Below are 14,402 nucleotides of genomic sequence, written 5' to 3'. Positions count from 1 at the left end.
AATCAGGCGACCGCCGCTGACAGGTGGCGGCGATAGTCGAGGGCGATGCTATGCGGTGCAAACCGCGCCAGCGCGCCCTCGGCTTGCAGCTGCGCGATCGACTCCTTCAGCGCCTGCTGGTTCGTCATGACGTGCCGCAGGCCCCGCGCGATGTCTGCCGGATCCTCCGCGCGGCAGGCATAGCCGATCCGCTCGGGCGGCAAATAGCCGTCGATCGCCCAGCCCGCCGGGTAGAGCACCGGGATTCCGGCGAACAGCGCCTCGACGAAGACCATGCCGAACGTCTCCTGCTGACTCGGTAGCGCCAGCATCGCGCTGGCACCCAACAGCTCCCGGACCGATCCGTTGGGAACCGGCCCGAGCAGTTGCACCCGCGCACGGGCGCCGGCCTTGGCGATCAGCCGATCCACCTCGAGATAGCTCCGCGCAGGGCCCCCGCCGACGATGTCGAGCTGCCAGCCCGCGCCGCCCCCCGCACCCGCCGTTGACTGCATCGCCGCGATCAGCTGGGTGATCCCCTTTCGCCGCCAATGCGCGAGGTGGAAGAGCGACACGATCCGGTCGCTGGACACGGTGGAGGCGGTCGGCTCCGCCACGCCGCCCATCACCGGCAGCACCGCGATGGCTTCCGGCGGTACGCGCAGCATCGCCGAAAATCGCTTAGCCGCCCAGGGCGCGGTGGCGATCAGCGCGCGCGCCGACGCGGCGATCTCGCGCCACTGGCGGTGCAGGTCGGGGCGTCCGCGCCAGACCCAGCCGTCCGCATCGCCCCAGATGCTGCACAGATAGGGCACCCCGAATTCGCGGGCGAGCAGGCTGGCGACGATTCCGTCGGTGGTCAGCTTGTGCGCATGGATCAGATCGATGGCGACGCCGTGCGCGCGCAGATCGGCCGCGATCCACTGCGCCAGCCGCGCCATCGCACGCCGCAACCCCAGCCCCTTCGGCAGCGCGCTATAGGCGATGGCCACTCGATCGGGCGCATAGCGCAGCGCGGCGATCTCGCAACCGAGATTGCCCACGCGGGTCATGCTGTAGACGATATTGCGAAACCCGTCGGCGCTGTCGACCAGGCGCTCGACGGCACGCGTCATGTGCGGCGCCGCCAACGGACTCGGGAAATCGAAACTGATGTGCAGAACCGTAGGCGCGCTCATCTCTTCACCGATCCCCCGACGGCTAGTTTGATGGTCTCAAGTAGCGACGGCCTGAACAGGCACGTCGTCGTTGAGCGTTGGTGACCCGGAGAGGATACGAACCTCCGACCTCTCGATTAGGAAGCGAGAGGAAATCCTTATTTTTCAATTCGAATTACGACATATTCTCGTTCCGTTCACCCACGGCATCCCGCCGCGTTCCGCAATTTGTCAAAATGCAAAACGGGCCCGGTTCTTTATCACCGCTCCGTCCAACGGACTAGTTGCTGCAGCGCCTGACGTCGCTGGCGCTGCAGCGCCAAGGGAAACCTACAGAACTTGATATGGAACGAAGGTGCTGTCTGACACCCAATGATTGATGCCGTCACCTGGATCTGGATGCGGGCGATACTCGATCATGTCAGCGATGACCCCACCCTCTGCGGTCCGTCGAAGTGTCACCCAAGCCACCTCGGTGCAATCTTTGCCTGAGAGAGAGCTGCCGCTTGCAGTTTTGACCTCGACTTTGACGTCGCCGTCTGAAAGATCATGCCCACTAATGTCATGGCTGACGACCTTAGCTCCACGGTGAGTGGACACAATCAATTCACCAAGAGCCCCGACAACTTGCGCTGTGCTAGGGTCGGGTCGACCCGCTGCCCAGTTCAATAGCGCTTGGTGATCACGAACCAGTATTTGCAACGGATGCATGAACTCTCCTCCTAAGGACTTGGTCACCACCGGTGGATGTGCTTCAGGTTCGCCGGGCGAGCAGCAGCAAAGAGTAGGCAATTGCCATCACTGCCCTTGATCAGAAATTTCAAAGATCTTCCCTGTAATTTTGGCCAAGGCGCACCAGAAATGCACTGCCCCTGCACAAACGTCTGATCAGCGGCCGATAGTACCGCATCGACCATCGCGTTCTCGTCTGCTCCTGCTGGCGCGGAATATTCGTAAAGGTCTGTCGCTACCCCTCTAGTGTTGGAGGCATGAAGTAACTGCTCGACATTTATCAATAGGTTACCGATAAATCCTAGAATGCGCACACGTTGGCATGCCGATTAGTAGCGCGGCGCGGCCAAGCGATCTTCGCACTCACGGGGCGATCGGTGGGTCCGCCGCCTACCACGATCAGATGCAAAACCGGCAGTTTTCCGCGCATTTATGAGCCACCATTCCACGGGATGCCGCCGAGGATGCCCCCAAATCATTTTCTGGGTTCACAGCACATCCGCATGCCAAGCGCTCGCCGCGGCACGTCGCGTAAACTGCGCCCGAGAAGATATGAGATAGCGTGATCACCTGCGTCGGCCGCCCCGACACCTACCAGCCTAGCGCGATTATTACGCAGCTTCCTGCCACGGGCAGGCAAGGCGTACGGCATCGACTACATGCAAAAGCTGCACAAACGGATCCGGATCAAGGCGGGGCTGCCTACGGGTTGCCTTCATCGCCGGGCTGCGCTTCCTCCCCTTCCTCTCGCTCGATGGGCGGCCGCTCGACGCCGGTATCGCGCAGATATCGGGCTTCGTCCTGGATACGGCGGATCGTCTCGAACACAGCCGAGATCAGCTCCGCCGGCAGCGTATCCTTCTCCTGGTCGAGAACGCGCCAGCGCCGCCCGTCCCATCCCAGCCAGCCCTTGGCGGTGGTGAAGCGGAAGTCGCGGCCGAACTGGTCGCGGAACCGCTCGCCGATGCCAAAGTCGGTCATCGGATAGGCGGCGCAGCGCTGTGTCACCAGCAACGTCTCGGGATCGAAGCCGCGGTTATAGCCGTCGTCGAGGGAGCGACCGATATCCTCCGGCTGCAGATCTGCCACGTCGACCAGCAGCCCCATCAGCCCGGCACGCGCCTCTCCCTCGTCGATCAGCCCGGCGGAGATCCGCCGGCCGATGCTGTAGGCCAGCTGCTCCACCGGCTTCTTCGCCCACTCCACCCGTGCTAGGCGGCGCTGCATCCAAGCGGCCGAGGATTTGCGCAGCCGAACCCGGTCGCCCTCCGCCAGCGTTGGCTCGCCTTCCGCCCTTCCGGAACGGAAGGGTTGATCGTTCGCAGCCGCCGGCGCCCGGCGGGCGGGCGCGGCGGGGCGGGCCGGGGCGCGCGGCGCTTCCCTGCGTTCCCTACGGGAACGCGATGCGGCCGCGATCTCTGCGAGATCGCGAGGGCTCTGCAGGCCGGCTGTCCATCCGGAATTGATCGTGGCTTCCAGCTGGGCGTCATCGTCGCGCCCAGCGTTGGCGCGAGCAGCGGCTCGGATCGAAGCCAGCGCAACCGCCTCATCCAGCACGCCCGCCGCCACCAAGGTCGCGACCTTGAAGCTACCCTCGTTCAGCTGGGCATTTCGCTTGCCGCTGCCAGCGCCTCGAATATCCTGACATTCCCCGTCGAGCGCACGAAGCGCATAGCGCCGGAGATCGTCGTCGACATCGGCCGCCACGGTAGCTGGGTTTGCCAGCGACCCGACGCGAGGGGCCGCCGTAGCACTTTCCTTCTTCGGCTTCGGCGACCGCAGAATGTCGACAAGGACGGTCGGCGCGTCGGCGATCGCCGCGTCGTCTCGCCAGTCGCCGCCGCGGCTGATCCACCGATACTCGCCTTCAGATGCACCAGAGAGGCTACCGTCTTGAATGACGCTCGGCGGCCCGATCACGTAACCGCCCTGCCCCCGCACATCGACGTGCTGCGGCAGGACGCCGCGATTGCGCAAAGCCTCGCCTTCGCGCGGTTGGCGGAGCAAGCCCCCTCCCTTTCGGCTGCAGTCGTAACAGAGCCCGGGACGCCGACTGCAGATCTCGCTCGACCCGATCGATCGGAAATCTTCGTTTCGGTTCCGGATGACGTATGCTGCGCCTGCGAGGGATCACGGGCGCCATGTTCAGCCACACTCGCCCCGAGCGCCGCATCCCTCTCGTCCATGTACGACTTGATGCGGTTCAGCACCTTCAGCGTGGGCGTGGAGCCCGCGCGCAGTCGGCCGAGAAGCCCAGGTTCGCCTGTCGCATCGCGGCCGAAGCGCGACTCCCCGATCGTCGGGTGGCGATCCAGGAACGCATCGATGGTGCGAAGCACCTCTTCATGGGTCGGAACGTGCATGGCCGCATCGGATGCGGTATTTATATCTAACAGTCAAGCCACGATGGTAGATCAAACTAGCGTTGCCGTCACACGGGCGTTGTTCGATACGCCTAACACGATGGCCTATCCCAAACCCCCAGTCTATCGCGCACTTATGGCGCTGAAGCCGGACGGCCTCGCGTTGGGCCGCTGGGCAACCGATGCAGGTTTGGCGCGTAATTACTTCAACGGCCTAGAGAAGCACGGTAACCCGAGCCAGGACGTGGTTGACGCCCTGCTTTCTGCCATTTCGGCAACTCGGGCTGATTACGAGCGGTCACTGGAGCATGCGAAGCAGACCGAAAGCGAATTCGTCCTTTCCGAGGTCGTTGGCATCGCGCGCGGCTCTCGCGACACTCGGTTGGCAATTTTCGGGGATGAACCCCTCCCGCCGGTGCCTCTAATGGGCAGTGCGATCGGCGGCGATTTCGGCTCAGTCGATGAACATATCGAGTTGACCGAGCTATATTACGGGCAGGTTCTTGATTATGTCAGCCGCCCGGACTTCCTCGCGAAGGACCCGCAGGCCTACGCGCTGCGGATCGTCGGTGAATCGATGGTGCCGGCGCTCAAGCCTGGTCACGAAGTATGGGTCAGCCCGCGCGAGGGTGTGGGCATTGGCGACACGGTGATCGTCCAGCTGCGCGGCGGCACCGACCAGGACCAAGGCGTTAAGATGGTGTTGGTCAAGGAACTGGTACGGCGTAGCTCGGAGTTCGTCGAACTGCGGCAGTACAATCCACCAACCATGTTCCGGGTCGAGATTGACCGCGTGGCGGCGATGCACAAGGTGAAGGGCGCGCGCTACTAGGTGTCGATGACTAAAGGTATTATCGACGACCGCACCTCAGCCGAGAGCTCGTTTGCGGCATTCATCTCACGGGACCCTCTTCTCGTAAATTTAGGGGCAGCAAAAAACCCGAGCTGCTAAATATTACCCCAACGTGAACTTATTCACCGACACACTTCTTCCGCCAATCATCATTGCGCCTACCCTGTTGCGGGTGTTACGGTCGAAGGCCGAATCGCCGGCATTGGAGAAGTGCAATGGTAATTGCTCGTCGCATCGTAGGCGCAATCTCATCGGTACTGATGCCAACCTCGTTCGTATTGGGAACAGTGGCCACCTTCAATGCTCCTGCTCAGGCACAACCGACGTGTGAGGAACGCGTAAACCGGTTGTGTACCGAGTATTGGCAGCAATCCGAGTACAGCTCCTTTCTTGAGTGCGTTCAGATCGAATTTGATCAAACCTGCCCACACTGTACGCCGGGACACCCTGACAACGGTTCAGGATCCGGTTGTACAGTATAATTAGAATTGTCGATCGATCGACCATTTTTTCCGCGACGGTCGATCGATCAACATGGTTTCGCGTATATCTGGCATCTGCCCTAAGCATCATAGGCCAAGCCGCTTCGCGTCCAGCCTGGCGATATCGAACGAGAACTGCGGTCGCCCCGCCTCGTAGACTTCGATCTCGACCACCATTTTCTTCGCCTTCAGCATCGACGACGCTAGCGAACCCGATGCGAAGAGCGTGCTGGAGCTATGGTCGGAAGGTTCCGTAAGGCTCACACGTCGCGCCGGCCCATCATCGAAGCGGACGATCGCGTAGCAGCTATCCATTACACCGCACACGAGCTGGCCGCTTCCAAGGGTGAAATACACGCCCCTCCCCCATCGTGGGTGCCTCCGGATAGTAGCCGTAAGGCCGCTTTCACCATAGGGCATGCCCTGCTGTATCTCGTTGGCGCTTCGGACACTCGCGGTGAGGATCTGCTTCCCGCTGATACTGTCCTCGCTGGACGAATACTCCCAAGCGCGAGCAGGCGCAGCGTCAGCCACTGGAACAGCCGCATTCTCAACTGGCGCGGCGATGTCCACTGACAGGATGGCTTGATCGTTCGCGACCGCATTTTGGTTGGCCGAGATACTTGAAGCCAGGGCGGCAATGAGCAACCCGACCATGAAGATGCCGACACCTCCGAACATTATCGGCGTCAACGTATCCCGCTTCTGCTCGCGATCCCCGTTAGTTGGCGCATCCGCACGAGCCTCGGCTTCCGTCGCCTGCATCCGCTCTGACGCGACCTCCACTTCGGCGTTCGCGTCGGGACCGGGCGCTGATACCGCGGCGCCACACTGGCTGCAGAACTTCGCACCCTCTGGGAGCTTAGCTCCGCATTCCGTGCAGTACGCCGGCATTCATACCCCCATCTAAGCCCTTGCGGCCGACGCTGGAGCTGGTGCAAGTCGGAAGCACTGGTAGTTCCGTCTAACAATTCTGTTGCCTGTTAGTTTTATCTACCTCATTGATCGCCGCCATCAGACATGGAGGCGACAATGCCCGATCCCCGATGGACCCGTGTCCACCTCGAAGCTGACAAGCGTGAACCATTTGCGCCGTCGCTCCCGCGCCGCGCGACGGACTTTGCAGACCAGCACCCGGTGTCGTTGCCCCTGCTCGCGGGCGTGATCGTCGGCATGTTCGTGATGCTCGGCATCGCGGGGACGCCCTTCTGATGCGCCGCGACGATAGCGACTTCGCCGCGGAAGCGAGCAGCAGCAGCCGGGCGCTGGGCGGCACCATGCTCTTGATGCTCACGATGACGGTGGGCGGGCTGATCCTGCTCGCTACCGGCTGTAGCCCAGCGCTTTGACCGCGCGCCGCTACATCTGCAAGCGCCGGGGCTGCTCAGGCGCGCGCGAGCTGCGCCAACTGCTCTGCGCCGACTGCTGGGCACTCGTCCCGCAGCTGCTTCGCAGGGGCTACCTCGGCGCGCGCCGCCGCCGCCTTACCCGCACGGCGAAGATCGCCGGCGAACACATCCTGAAGGCGCTCGGCACCAAGTCGACGGCAGAGCCCAACGGCCCCGCCGCAAAGGCCGCCCGCGCCTACGCCCGTACCGCTGCCCAGTTGGGCGAGCGCACCGAAGCCGGGGCAGCCGAGTGACATGAACCGGACCGATTACGTTGCCCGCGATTGGCCGAGCCTGGCGGCCGAGGCAGCTCGAATCCACGCTGCGCGCCAGCGCTATGCCGACCAGCTGGCGAAGAGGGGCGACACCGAGCGCGCCACCCCTGCGGCCGATCGCGCGCGCGTCTCCGGCGCCCTCGCCGCCATGTGGCGCGCGATCGTCGACCACCAGCCGGAGCCCGAGCTGCAGGCCAGCCATGCGGAGATCCGCCAGGATCTCGCCGGCATCCGCGACACGCTCTCTCAACGCGCCGCCCGTGCGTCGGACGAAGCGAACGCGGAGCAGCTCGCCCGCGTCCAAGCGCTGATCGACCATCACTTCCCGTGGTGGCCCGGCGCCGATCGGCCGCACATCCTGTTCCTGCACTCCGTCAATCAGGATGCGCGCCGCCGCTGGCCGCGCCCGTGACGCAAATGTCTAAGCGATGCACCCCACCCTTGTTACAAGCGTGCTCTCCGCGCGCCAGCAACCGCATGCCTGGGCAACAGGCGGGCGGGTGGCCGCCGCGCGAGTGTCCTGAGTGCCGCAAGCTGTTCGAGCCCAATCGGGCCAACCAGCTGTTCTGCACCAGCCAGCACAACGCCGACTGGAACAATTGGGCGACGGCGCGGGGCCGCGTGCTGACGCCCTTCTCGATCGTCGCCCGCACCACCCGCAATGGCACGCGCGGCACGCCGAAGGCTCGCGAGATCGGGAAGAAGGCCAGCAGCCGGCACAACGCCCTGATCCAGCAATACCGCGACGAAGATCGCACCGCTGGCCGCATGGAATGGGCCGAATACATGATCCAACGCTTTCGCTTGGGTCTCGATACGCGATGACTGCCCCCGCCCGTTTCACCAAAACCGACATCAAGCGCGCGCTCACCGGCGCCCGCGAGTCCGGCTACACGCGCGTGCGCGTCGGCATTGACGTGAATGGCAATATGGTGATCGATGCCAGCGACGATCAGACGACGATCGTCGAGGCTACCCAGAACCCTCTCGATAGGCTGCTCAAGGGCCGATGAAAACACGCTACAAGAACGTCACGATCTCGGCTGATCGGCACGGCAAGCTTCGTGCGCGCTTCCGGAAGACGGGCTTTGCGCCTGTGTACATGAAGACCCTGCCCGACCAGCCGGGCTTTGATGCAGAATACAAGGCGCTGCTGGCAGGCGCACCGCAGAGCGACACCCGCCATTCTCCCGGCAGCGTCAACGACCTGGTGACGCGCTACTATCGGTCCGCCGATTTCGCAGCGAAGGGCACGGACGTCACGCGGGCGCGGCGCCGCGGCATCATCGAGAGCTTCCGCGAAGAGTTCGGGAAAGACCGGATCACGGATTTCCGCTTCGATCATATCGAAGCCGTCCTGATGCGGCGGACGGAAAAGAGGGTGCTGAAGAACGGGCGGACCGTCGGCGGCCAGGTCGCTGCTGTGAACCTGCGCAAGCAGCTGATGCGGCTGTTCGCTTATGCGAAGAAGCTGGGATGGATCGAGACGAACCCCGTGGCCGATGCCGACAAGGTCGGCAAGGATCGGATCGAAGGGTTCTACACCTGGACCGAGGAAGACATCGCCGCCTACCAGGCCAAGCACAAGCTGGGCACGAAGGCCCGCCTAGCGCTGGAAATCATCCTATGGACCGGCCAGCGCCGCAGCGATGCGCGTCTGTTCGGCCCACGACACATCGTGAACGGCCGCATCCAGTTCCGCTCCACCAAGACGAACGTGGATCTCGGCATGCCATTGGCGGCAGATCTGCGCCGGGCGATCGACGCCATGCCGAGCATAGGCATCAACACGTTTCTGGTTACCGAGCACGGCAAGCCGTTCACGAAGGACGGCTTCGGCAACAAGTTTCGCGACTGGTGCGATGACGCAGGCCTTCCGCAGTGTACCGCGCATGGCCTCCGCAAAGCCATCGCCCGTCGCATGGCCGAGAGCCGCCTCACTGACGAACAGATGATGGCGGTCGGGGGCTGGAAAACGGCGAGCCAGGTAAGAACGTATACGGAAGCCGCGAATCAGCAGGCTCTCGCCGAGGGCGCCATCCAGCAAATTTCAGGGCTTTATTCCAAGGAGCCTTGACGACGTTTAGTCACCGCTGAGCAATTTCAGTGGCGCACCAAACAATCAGATTCCGTCGTTCGATTACGACGGCGGAAACGTCGGCGCACGACTTGACCTGCCGTCGCGCTAGTCGCCGGCTGGCTGCCGGGAGGGCAATGATAGCCGCGCCTCTTACAGGCAGAGCCGTCGAATGCGGTCGTGCACGCATGCAGGCCGCAGTGTCCTGCACCATCTCCAATCTTTCAGGCGGTCAGCGGCTCTGTAGGCGGCAAACCTTGAGCGATCTTGGCACAGCCGGATGGCATTCACGGAAAAGCAACTTGCCTTGCAAGATAATAAGCGAGAGGTGGCGGCGATCCTCAATAGCGATGTTACGTCCATTTGTGGCAACACGTGATCGGTGACGCCGCAAGCACCGAGACACGAAATTTGGGGGCACGACAGGATGATCGGACTTACGAACGAACAGTTGTTTCTCCTGGATCAGGCGTGCCAGGTCTGGTCTGATTTGGAGGATTCTAAAGCCTTCAACTATCCTTGGGACGAGGAGACGATCACAAACACTCTGATCAAAAATCTTAAGAAGGGCTATCCGGGGAATATCGTCGTCATTCCCTTCACCAAGCCAGTCGAAGGCGAAAGTGGGGCCGACTGGATTTGGTCCTTCGCAAGCGCCGACAGGTCTAAAACAGCCACCATGTTAGTCCAAGCTAAGAAGATTGACGCGGCCGAAAAGACATATCCCGAGCTTATGCACACTATCGGCACCACACCCCCCCTGGAGCTGCAGATCAAAAAGCTGCTGACAACCGCCAACACATACAAGATCCCTGCACTCTATGCATTCTACAATCATGTTACGGATGCTACTCGAGTCCCCGTTGAATGCGGCACCCTCGCCGTAGATTCTCCGAAATTTATCAGCTCCTTTGGCATTAGTATCGCCAGTGCTGAGGTTGTGCATGCCAATCTGCCGCAACTGACTTTCGAGGTCCACAGCAAGAATTCCATTCCCCTGCATTGCTTGCTTTGCACCGGAAGCGCGGTCAAACGTGGTGCTGGCGGATCTCCAGAAGCAATCGCCACGGCGTTGAAGCGTGTCCTCAGAGAACGCAGGCGCCTCTCCCGTGAAGCCTCGAAGGCAAAAAGCGAACCGGATCAGCTTGGTTTCCTCACAGAGATGCATCCGGTCGTTGCTAGGGCGGTTGAATTCCAAGACCGCCTGGCTGAAGGCGTAGATCCACGCGAATTTGACCTGCCCGACGTCGCGGGCGTGATCGTTATGACTGATGGGGAGGATAACCGAAAGTCCCGGCGGCCCGATTAGCGCCGGGTAGCATTGTCCAGAAAACTGTCGTCTCTTCGAGGATGCAGCTACGGCGGCGGACGTTTACAGTACCATGTTTTTTGACCGGCCGCCTTAACGTGTTCCGCGTGATGACGGCTACCACTATGACTGCCCACTTCAGTTGAAACTTGCCAACCGCACGTCGGTTTGCAGATGGCACGGTTGTCCCAGGATTAGCAGGCAGCTCTCGACCAGAATGCGTCGTTGATTTACGGCCTCTGACCGTCCGGTCGCGTCAAAATCCGCCGTTCAGAAGACGCCTCTGACTGCGCTCCGATGGGTCATGACGGGAGAGTGCCAGCCTCTTCAATCCCTCACCCAGCTCGCAAATTGTCGAATACGCGAAATCAACCAAAGACCATCTGGGTTATCAGAACGCCGTTCAACGTGATCACGACGGTCGTGACAAAAAGCGCACCGGTGCGGATCACTCGACCGTTGGCAAAGCGCCCCATCAATGCTCGATCGCCAGTAAAGCGCACGAGTGGGACGACGGCGAACGGAAGTTGCAGGCTTAGTACCACCTGGCTTAGCACTAGGAGCTTCGCCACGCCGCCGTCCCCGTACACGCCCGCGACTGCAGCGGCAGGCACGATGGCCAGCCCGCGTGTGATCATGCGCCGCAGCCACTGCGGCAGTCGCAGGTCGAGAAAGCCCTCCATCACGATCTGCCCGGCCAGCGTCCCGGTAATGGTGGCGTTCTGACCGGACGCGAGCAGCGCCACCGCGAAGAGCGTGCTTGCCAAACCCACGCCGAGCGCTGGCGCCAGCAAGGCATAGGCGTCGCTGATTTCCGCTACCCTGGTCTGGCCTGTTCCGTGAAACGCGGCCGCGGCGAGGATCAGGATCGCGGCATTGACGAACAGCGCAAGGCTGAGTGCCACCGTGCTGTCGATCGTGGCGAGCCGAATGGCTTCGCGCTTCCCGTGTTCGCTGCGGTCGAACGCGCGCGTTTGCACGATGGAGGAGTGGAGATAGAGATTGTGCGGCATCACCGTCGCACCGAGGATCCCGATCGCGACGTATAGCATCGTGGGATCGGTGACGATCCGGGGCGATGGCAGCAGCCCGGCGCCGATCATCGCGATGCTTGGCTGCGCCCAGGCGAGCTCCACAGCAAAGCAAAGGGCGATGACGATTAGTAGCGCTACGATGAACGCTTCCAGTTGCCGGAAGCCTCGGCGCTGCAGCATCAGGATTAGCAACACGTCGAGAGAGGTGACGACGATCCCGGCCACGAGCGGAAGCCCGAACAGCAGCTTGAGTGCCACCGCCGTGCCAATGACTTCCGCCAGATCGCAAGCGATGATCGCCAGCTCGCAGAGCAGCCAGAGGCCGATCCGGGGCACAAGCGAATAGCGGGCGCGGCAGGCCTGGGCGAGATCCATGCCCGTGACGATGCCCAGCTTCGCCGACAGGCTCTGAAGCAGCATCGCCATCAGGTTGGAAAGCAGGATGACCGACAGCAGCGAATAGCCGAACGCAGAACCGCCGGCGAGACCCGTCGCCCAGTTGCCGGGGTCCATATAGCCGACCGCGACGAGATAGCCGGGGCCCGCAAAGGCACCCAGTTTGCGCCAGAACCCCGCGGCGGCGGGCACGGCGATGCTCCGAAACGCGCCGGGAAGGCTCGCCGCGTGAATCGCGGTCGAGCCCCCGGGAGCGCCTATCTCCCCCTCGAACGGCGGCATCAGTTTGCGGAGCTGAGCTTGATCGTGCCGTTGACGCCGGTGGGAAAAAATCCGCCGCGATCGACCGAGGCCTTGTTGAGATAGGCGATGTTGAGCACCTGACCGGCGGAGCGGCTGAACGCCACGCCGTTGGAATCCGTCGGTACGATGTTGGTCGCATTGCCGATCGGGCGGACGCCCTGGTCGAGGTCGCTCGATCCGTCCAGGCTGTCGCGCGCGCTCGAGATGGCTTCGGTCGCGTCGATGAGCGATGGTGTGGCCAGACCCTTGCGGTACAGCGTCGTGCGGATCAGCCCGGCATGATAGGCCTCGGCGGCCAGGATGCCCGCTGCTGCCTCGAGATAGGTCTTGTTGGTGATCAGCGGCGAGGCGCCCTTGTAGGCGCTGACCCCGACATCTTCGAAGATGAAGGCGGCGAGCAGGAAATTCTCGTCGCTCGCATAGGGGTCGAATGCCTGGTTGGTGCCAACCAGCCCGGCCGCACGTGCGGCGGTTGAGAAGGCGCCGTTCACGTCCGTGGACAGATCGAGCATGGGCTGTGCGACCGCAACGCTGCCGAGGGCGCTGCGCAGAAAGGCGACGTGCGCCTGTTCGTCGCCGGCGATTTCCCGAGCATAGCGGGCCACGGCGTCGTCCTTGAAGGTAACCTGTCGCCCGCCATTGGCCGTGCCGGCCTGGCCGGTCCCGGAGAGCAGGCTGGCGGGCAGCGAAACGCCATTGGCAGCGAACGAGTAGAATTGCGCTTCGAGATATTCGAGATTCAGCGCGAAATTCAGCACGTCCTGATCGGAGAGCGCGCCGGAGGGGCTGGGCGTAGGCGTTGGGGTAGGCGTGGGCGTGATCATCGATCCCGGCCCATCGTCATTGCTGCTGCACGCAGCGAGCATGGTGGCGCCCGCAACCGCGAAGCCTGCATTTTTCATGAAGGCCCGGCGTTCGGCGCGGCGAGCGTCGCACGCGTCCAGGACTTGGAGAACGATATCGTGGTTCATGGCTGAATCCTCCCTGGAGCCGAGCGATCAGTTCGCTGCGCTGGTGACGATGGTGCCGTTGACGCCGTTGGGGAAAAATCCGCCCGCCGTGACCGCTGCCTTGTTCAGGTAGACGATATTGAGGACCTGTCCGGTCGAGCGGCTATAGGCGAGGCCGTTGGCATCGAGCGGCGCGATGTTGCTGGCGGTGCCGATCGCGCGGATGCCCTGATCATCTTCGCTGGTTCCATCGAGACTGTCGCGCGCGGTCGAAATTGCCTCGGTCGCATCGACCAGGCTCGGGGCGGCGATTCCCTTGGCGTCCAGCGTCGTGCGGACCAGCGCCGCATGATAGGCCTCCACCGCCAGGATGCCCGCCGCCGCTTCGAGAAACACCTTGTTGGTGATCAGCGGCGAGGCGCCCTTATAGGCCGTGACCCCGACATCCTCGAAGATGAACGCGCCGAGCAGGAAATTCTCGTCGTTGGCATAGGGATCGAAGAATTCACCCGGGCCGATCAGCCCTGCGGCACGCGCCGCATTGGAAAAGGCGCTGGTGGGCGAAACGCCGATGTCGATCTGCGGCTGGCCGACGGCGGTGGCGCCGATGGCACTGCGCAGAAACGCGACATGGGCGCGTTCGTCGGCTGCGATCTCCTGCGCATAGGCGGCGACCGCCGGATCCTTGAAGGTCGCCTGGCGCGCGCCGACGGCAGCGCCGACTTTGCCGGAGCCGGTCAGCAGGTCGGCGGACAGGCCGACGCCGTTCGCGGCGTAGGAATAGAATTGCGCCTCGAGATATTCGAGGTTGAGCGCGAAGTTGAGTACGTCGCCATCGGTAAGGGTGGCCTGCGCGGCGGCGCGCTGGATGCTGGTCGCCATTGCCAGCCCGCCACCGGCCACGGCGGTAAGCGCGAAGGCCTTGAAGAATTCTCGGCGGTCTTTTCGGCGCTGGGCTTGTTTTTCGAATGCTTCGATAAGCTCGACTTCCTGGTTCACGGCGCATGCCTCCCTGGTGGTAGCGGACGTTCGAACCCCGGGCATTTTCAAGCAGTTCCGGTTCGGCGCGGGCTGGGTACGGTGTCGTACAAAATGTCCCGTGCT

Annotated in this window: 15 protein-coding genes and 1 pseudogene; 9 read left to right on the top strand and 7 right to left on the bottom strand. The window is 62.8% G+C overall.

Annotated features, from left to right (window positions below):
- Window positions 1-2 precede the first annotated feature (2 nt).
- Together ACTJKY_RS12455 and ACTJKY_RS12450 are read right to left on the bottom strand one after the other, a co-directional pair.
- Window positions 3-1,094: a glycosyltransferase gene (locus ACTJKY_RS12455; RefSeq protein ID WP_440846474.1), complete on the bottom strand. Its 1,092-nt coding sequence runs from the start codon at window positions 1,092-1,094 to the stop codon at window positions 3-5.
- Window positions 1,095-2,570: 1,476 nt separating this feature from the next.
- Window positions 2,571-3,875 (bottom strand): bifunctional DNA primase/polymerase, encoded by a 1,305-nt coding sequence (locus ACTJKY_RS12450; RefSeq protein ID WP_440846473.1) that lies wholly within the window; start codon window positions 3,873-3,875, stop codon window positions 2,571-2,573.
- 456 nt (window positions 3,876-4,331) lie between these two features.
- On the opposite strand from ACTJKY_RS12450, the gene ACTJKY_RS12445 reads away from it, so the two are divergent.
- Window positions 4,332-5,063: a S24 family peptidase gene (locus tag ACTJKY_RS12445; RefSeq protein WP_440846472.1), complete on the top strand. Its 732-nt coding sequence runs from the start codon at window positions 4,332-4,334 to the stop codon at window positions 5,061-5,063.
- A 590-nt stretch (window positions 5,064-5,653) separates the two neighbouring features.
- Here the strand turns inward: ACTJKY_RS12445 and ACTJKY_RS12440 are convergent.
- Together ACTJKY_RS12440 and ACTJKY_RS12435 are read right to left on the bottom strand one after the other, a co-directional pair.
- Window positions 5,654-6,331: a hypothetical protein gene (locus ACTJKY_RS12440; protein WP_440846861.1), complete on the bottom strand. Its 678-nt coding sequence runs from the start codon at window positions 6,329-6,331 to the stop codon at window positions 5,654-5,656.
- 60 nt (window positions 6,332-6,391) lie between these two features.
- Window positions 6,392-6,460, bottom strand: a pseudogene (locus tag ACTJKY_RS12435) (zinc-ribbon domain-containing protein); the annotation flags it as partial.
- Between the two features lie 138 nt (window positions 6,461-6,598).
- Here ACTJKY_RS12435 and ACTJKY_RS12430 point away from each other — a divergent pair.
- The 8 genes from ACTJKY_RS12430 (at window position 6,599) to ACTJKY_RS12395 (ending at window position 10,615) form a co-directional block, all read left to right on the top strand.
- Window positions 6,599-6,778, top strand: coding sequence for a hypothetical protein (locus ACTJKY_RS12430; protein WP_440846471.1), 180 nt, complete (start codon window positions 6,599-6,601; stop codon window positions 6,776-6,778).
- Window positions 6,778-6,915, top strand: coding sequence for a hypothetical protein (locus tag ACTJKY_RS12425; RefSeq protein ID WP_440846470.1), 138 nt, complete (start codon window positions 6,778-6,780; stop codon window positions 6,913-6,915). Before ACTJKY_RS12430 ends, ACTJKY_RS12425 begins: the two co-directional genes overlap by 1 nt.
- Window positions 6,912-7,208: a hypothetical protein gene (locus ACTJKY_RS12420; RefSeq protein ID WP_440846469.1), complete on the top strand. Its 297-nt coding sequence runs from the start codon at window positions 6,912-6,914 to the stop codon at window positions 7,206-7,208. Before ACTJKY_RS12425 ends, ACTJKY_RS12420 begins: the two co-directional genes overlap by 4 nt.
- 1 nt (window position 7,209) lies before the next feature.
- The gene (locus tag ACTJKY_RS12415) at window positions 7,210-7,641 is read left to right on the top strand and encodes a hypothetical protein (RefSeq protein ID WP_440846468.1); all 432 of its coding nucleotides are present in this window, start codon (window positions 7,210-7,212) and stop codon (window positions 7,639-7,641) included.
- A gap of 65 nt (window positions 7,642-7,706) precedes the next feature.
- A complete protein-coding gene (locus tag ACTJKY_RS12410; protein WP_440846467.1) occupies window positions 7,707-8,054 on the top strand; it encodes a hypothetical protein in 348 nt (115 codons plus the stop codon).
- Entirely contained in the window at window positions 8,051-8,242 is a 192-nt protein-coding gene (locus ACTJKY_RS12405; protein ID WP_440846466.1) for a hypothetical protein, read from the top strand. The genes ACTJKY_RS12410 and ACTJKY_RS12405 overlap by 4 nt, the downstream gene beginning before the upstream one ends.
- An 89-nt stretch (window positions 8,243-8,331) precedes the next feature.
- Window positions 8,332-9,306, top strand: coding sequence for a tyrosine-type recombinase/integrase (locus ACTJKY_RS12400; protein ID WP_440846465.1), 975 nt, complete (start codon window positions 8,332-8,334; stop codon window positions 9,304-9,306).
- A 427-nt stretch (window positions 9,307-9,733) separates the two neighbouring features.
- Window positions 9,734-10,615 carry a DUF6615 family protein gene (locus tag ACTJKY_RS12395; RefSeq protein ID WP_440846464.1) on the top strand — a complete coding sequence of 294 codons (882 nt, stop codon included), beginning with the start codon at window positions 9,734-9,736 and terminating at the stop codon, window positions 10,613-10,615.
- A gap of 368 nt (window positions 10,616-10,983) precedes the next feature.
- Here ACTJKY_RS12395 and ACTJKY_RS12390 read toward each other — a convergent pair whose 3' ends face one another.
- From ACTJKY_RS12390 to ACTJKY_RS12380, 3 genes are read right to left on the bottom strand one after another with little or no spacing between them, the layout of a single operon-like run.
- Window positions 10,984-12,327 (bottom strand): Nramp family divalent metal transporter, encoded by a 1,344-nt coding sequence (locus ACTJKY_RS12390; RefSeq protein ID WP_440846463.1) that lies wholly within the window; start codon window positions 12,325-12,327, stop codon window positions 10,984-10,986.
- Complete coding sequence (locus ACTJKY_RS12385) at window positions 12,327-13,319, bottom strand: ferritin-like domain-containing protein (protein ID WP_440846462.1); 993 nt, start codon at window positions 13,317-13,319, stop codon at window positions 12,327-12,329. The genes ACTJKY_RS12390 and ACTJKY_RS12385 overlap by 1 nt, the downstream gene beginning before the upstream one ends.
- 27 nt (window positions 13,320-13,346) lie before the next feature.
- Window positions 13,347-14,297 carry a ferritin-like domain-containing protein gene (locus ACTJKY_RS12380; protein WP_440846461.1) on the bottom strand — a complete coding sequence of 317 codons (951 nt, stop codon included), beginning with the start codon at window positions 14,295-14,297 and terminating at the stop codon, window positions 13,347-13,349.
- Between the last annotated feature and the right edge of the window lie 105 nt (window positions 14,298-14,402).

It is taken from the genome of Sphingomonas sp. 22176, assembly GCF_052045505.1.
GTDB lineage: Bacteria > Pseudomonadota > Alphaproteobacteria > Sphingomonadales > Sphingomonadaceae > Sphingomonas.
This window is presented reverse-complemented; position numbering and strand designations above follow the sequence as displayed.

Excerpts from the sequence above, each read along its gene's own strand:
- ACTJKY_RS12455 (WP_440846474.1), bottom strand. The coding sequence starts at position 1,094 with ATGACGCGTGCCGTCGAGCGCCTGGTCGACAGCGCCGACGGGTTTCGC.
- ACTJKY_RS12445 (WP_440846472.1), top strand. The coding sequence starts at position 4,332 with ATGGCCTATCCCAAACCCCCAGTCTATCGCGCACTTATGGCGCTGAAG.
- ACTJKY_RS12440 (WP_440846861.1), bottom strand. The coding sequence starts at position 6,331 with ATGCAGGCGACGGAAGCCGAGGCTCGTGCGGATGCGCCAACTAACGGG.
- ACTJKY_RS12430 (WP_440846471.1), top strand. The coding sequence starts at position 6,599 with ATGCCCGATCCCCGATGGACCCGTGTCCACCTCGAAGCTGACAAGCGT.
- ACTJKY_RS12425 (WP_440846470.1), top strand. The coding sequence starts at position 6,778 with ATGCGCCGCGACGATAGCGACTTCGCCGCGGAAGCGAGCAGCAGCAGC.
- ACTJKY_RS12415 (WP_440846468.1), top strand. The coding sequence starts at position 7,210 with ATGAACCGGACCGATTACGTTGCCCGCGATTGGCCGAGCCTGGCGGCC.
- ACTJKY_RS12410 (WP_440846467.1), top strand. The coding sequence starts at position 7,707 with ATGCCTGGGCAACAGGCGGGCGGGTGGCCGCCGCGCGAGTGTCCTGAG.
- ACTJKY_RS12405 (WP_440846466.1), top strand. The coding sequence starts at position 8,051 with ATGACTGCCCCCGCCCGTTTCACCAAAACCGACATCAAGCGCGCGCTC.
- ACTJKY_RS12400 (WP_440846465.1), top strand. The coding sequence starts at position 8,332 with ATGAAGACCCTGCCCGACCAGCCGGGCTTTGATGCAGAATACAAGGCG.
- ACTJKY_RS12395 (WP_440846464.1), top strand. The coding sequence starts at position 9,734 with ATGATCGGACTTACGAACGAACAGTTGTTTCTCCTGGATCAGGCGTGC.
- ACTJKY_RS12390 (WP_440846463.1), bottom strand. The coding sequence starts at position 12,327 with ATGCCGCCGTTCGAGGGGGAGATAGGCGCTCCCGGGGGCTCGACCGCG.
- ACTJKY_RS12385 (WP_440846462.1), bottom strand. The coding sequence starts at position 13,319 with ATGAACCACGATATCGTTCTCCAAGTCCTGGACGCGTGCGACGCTCGC.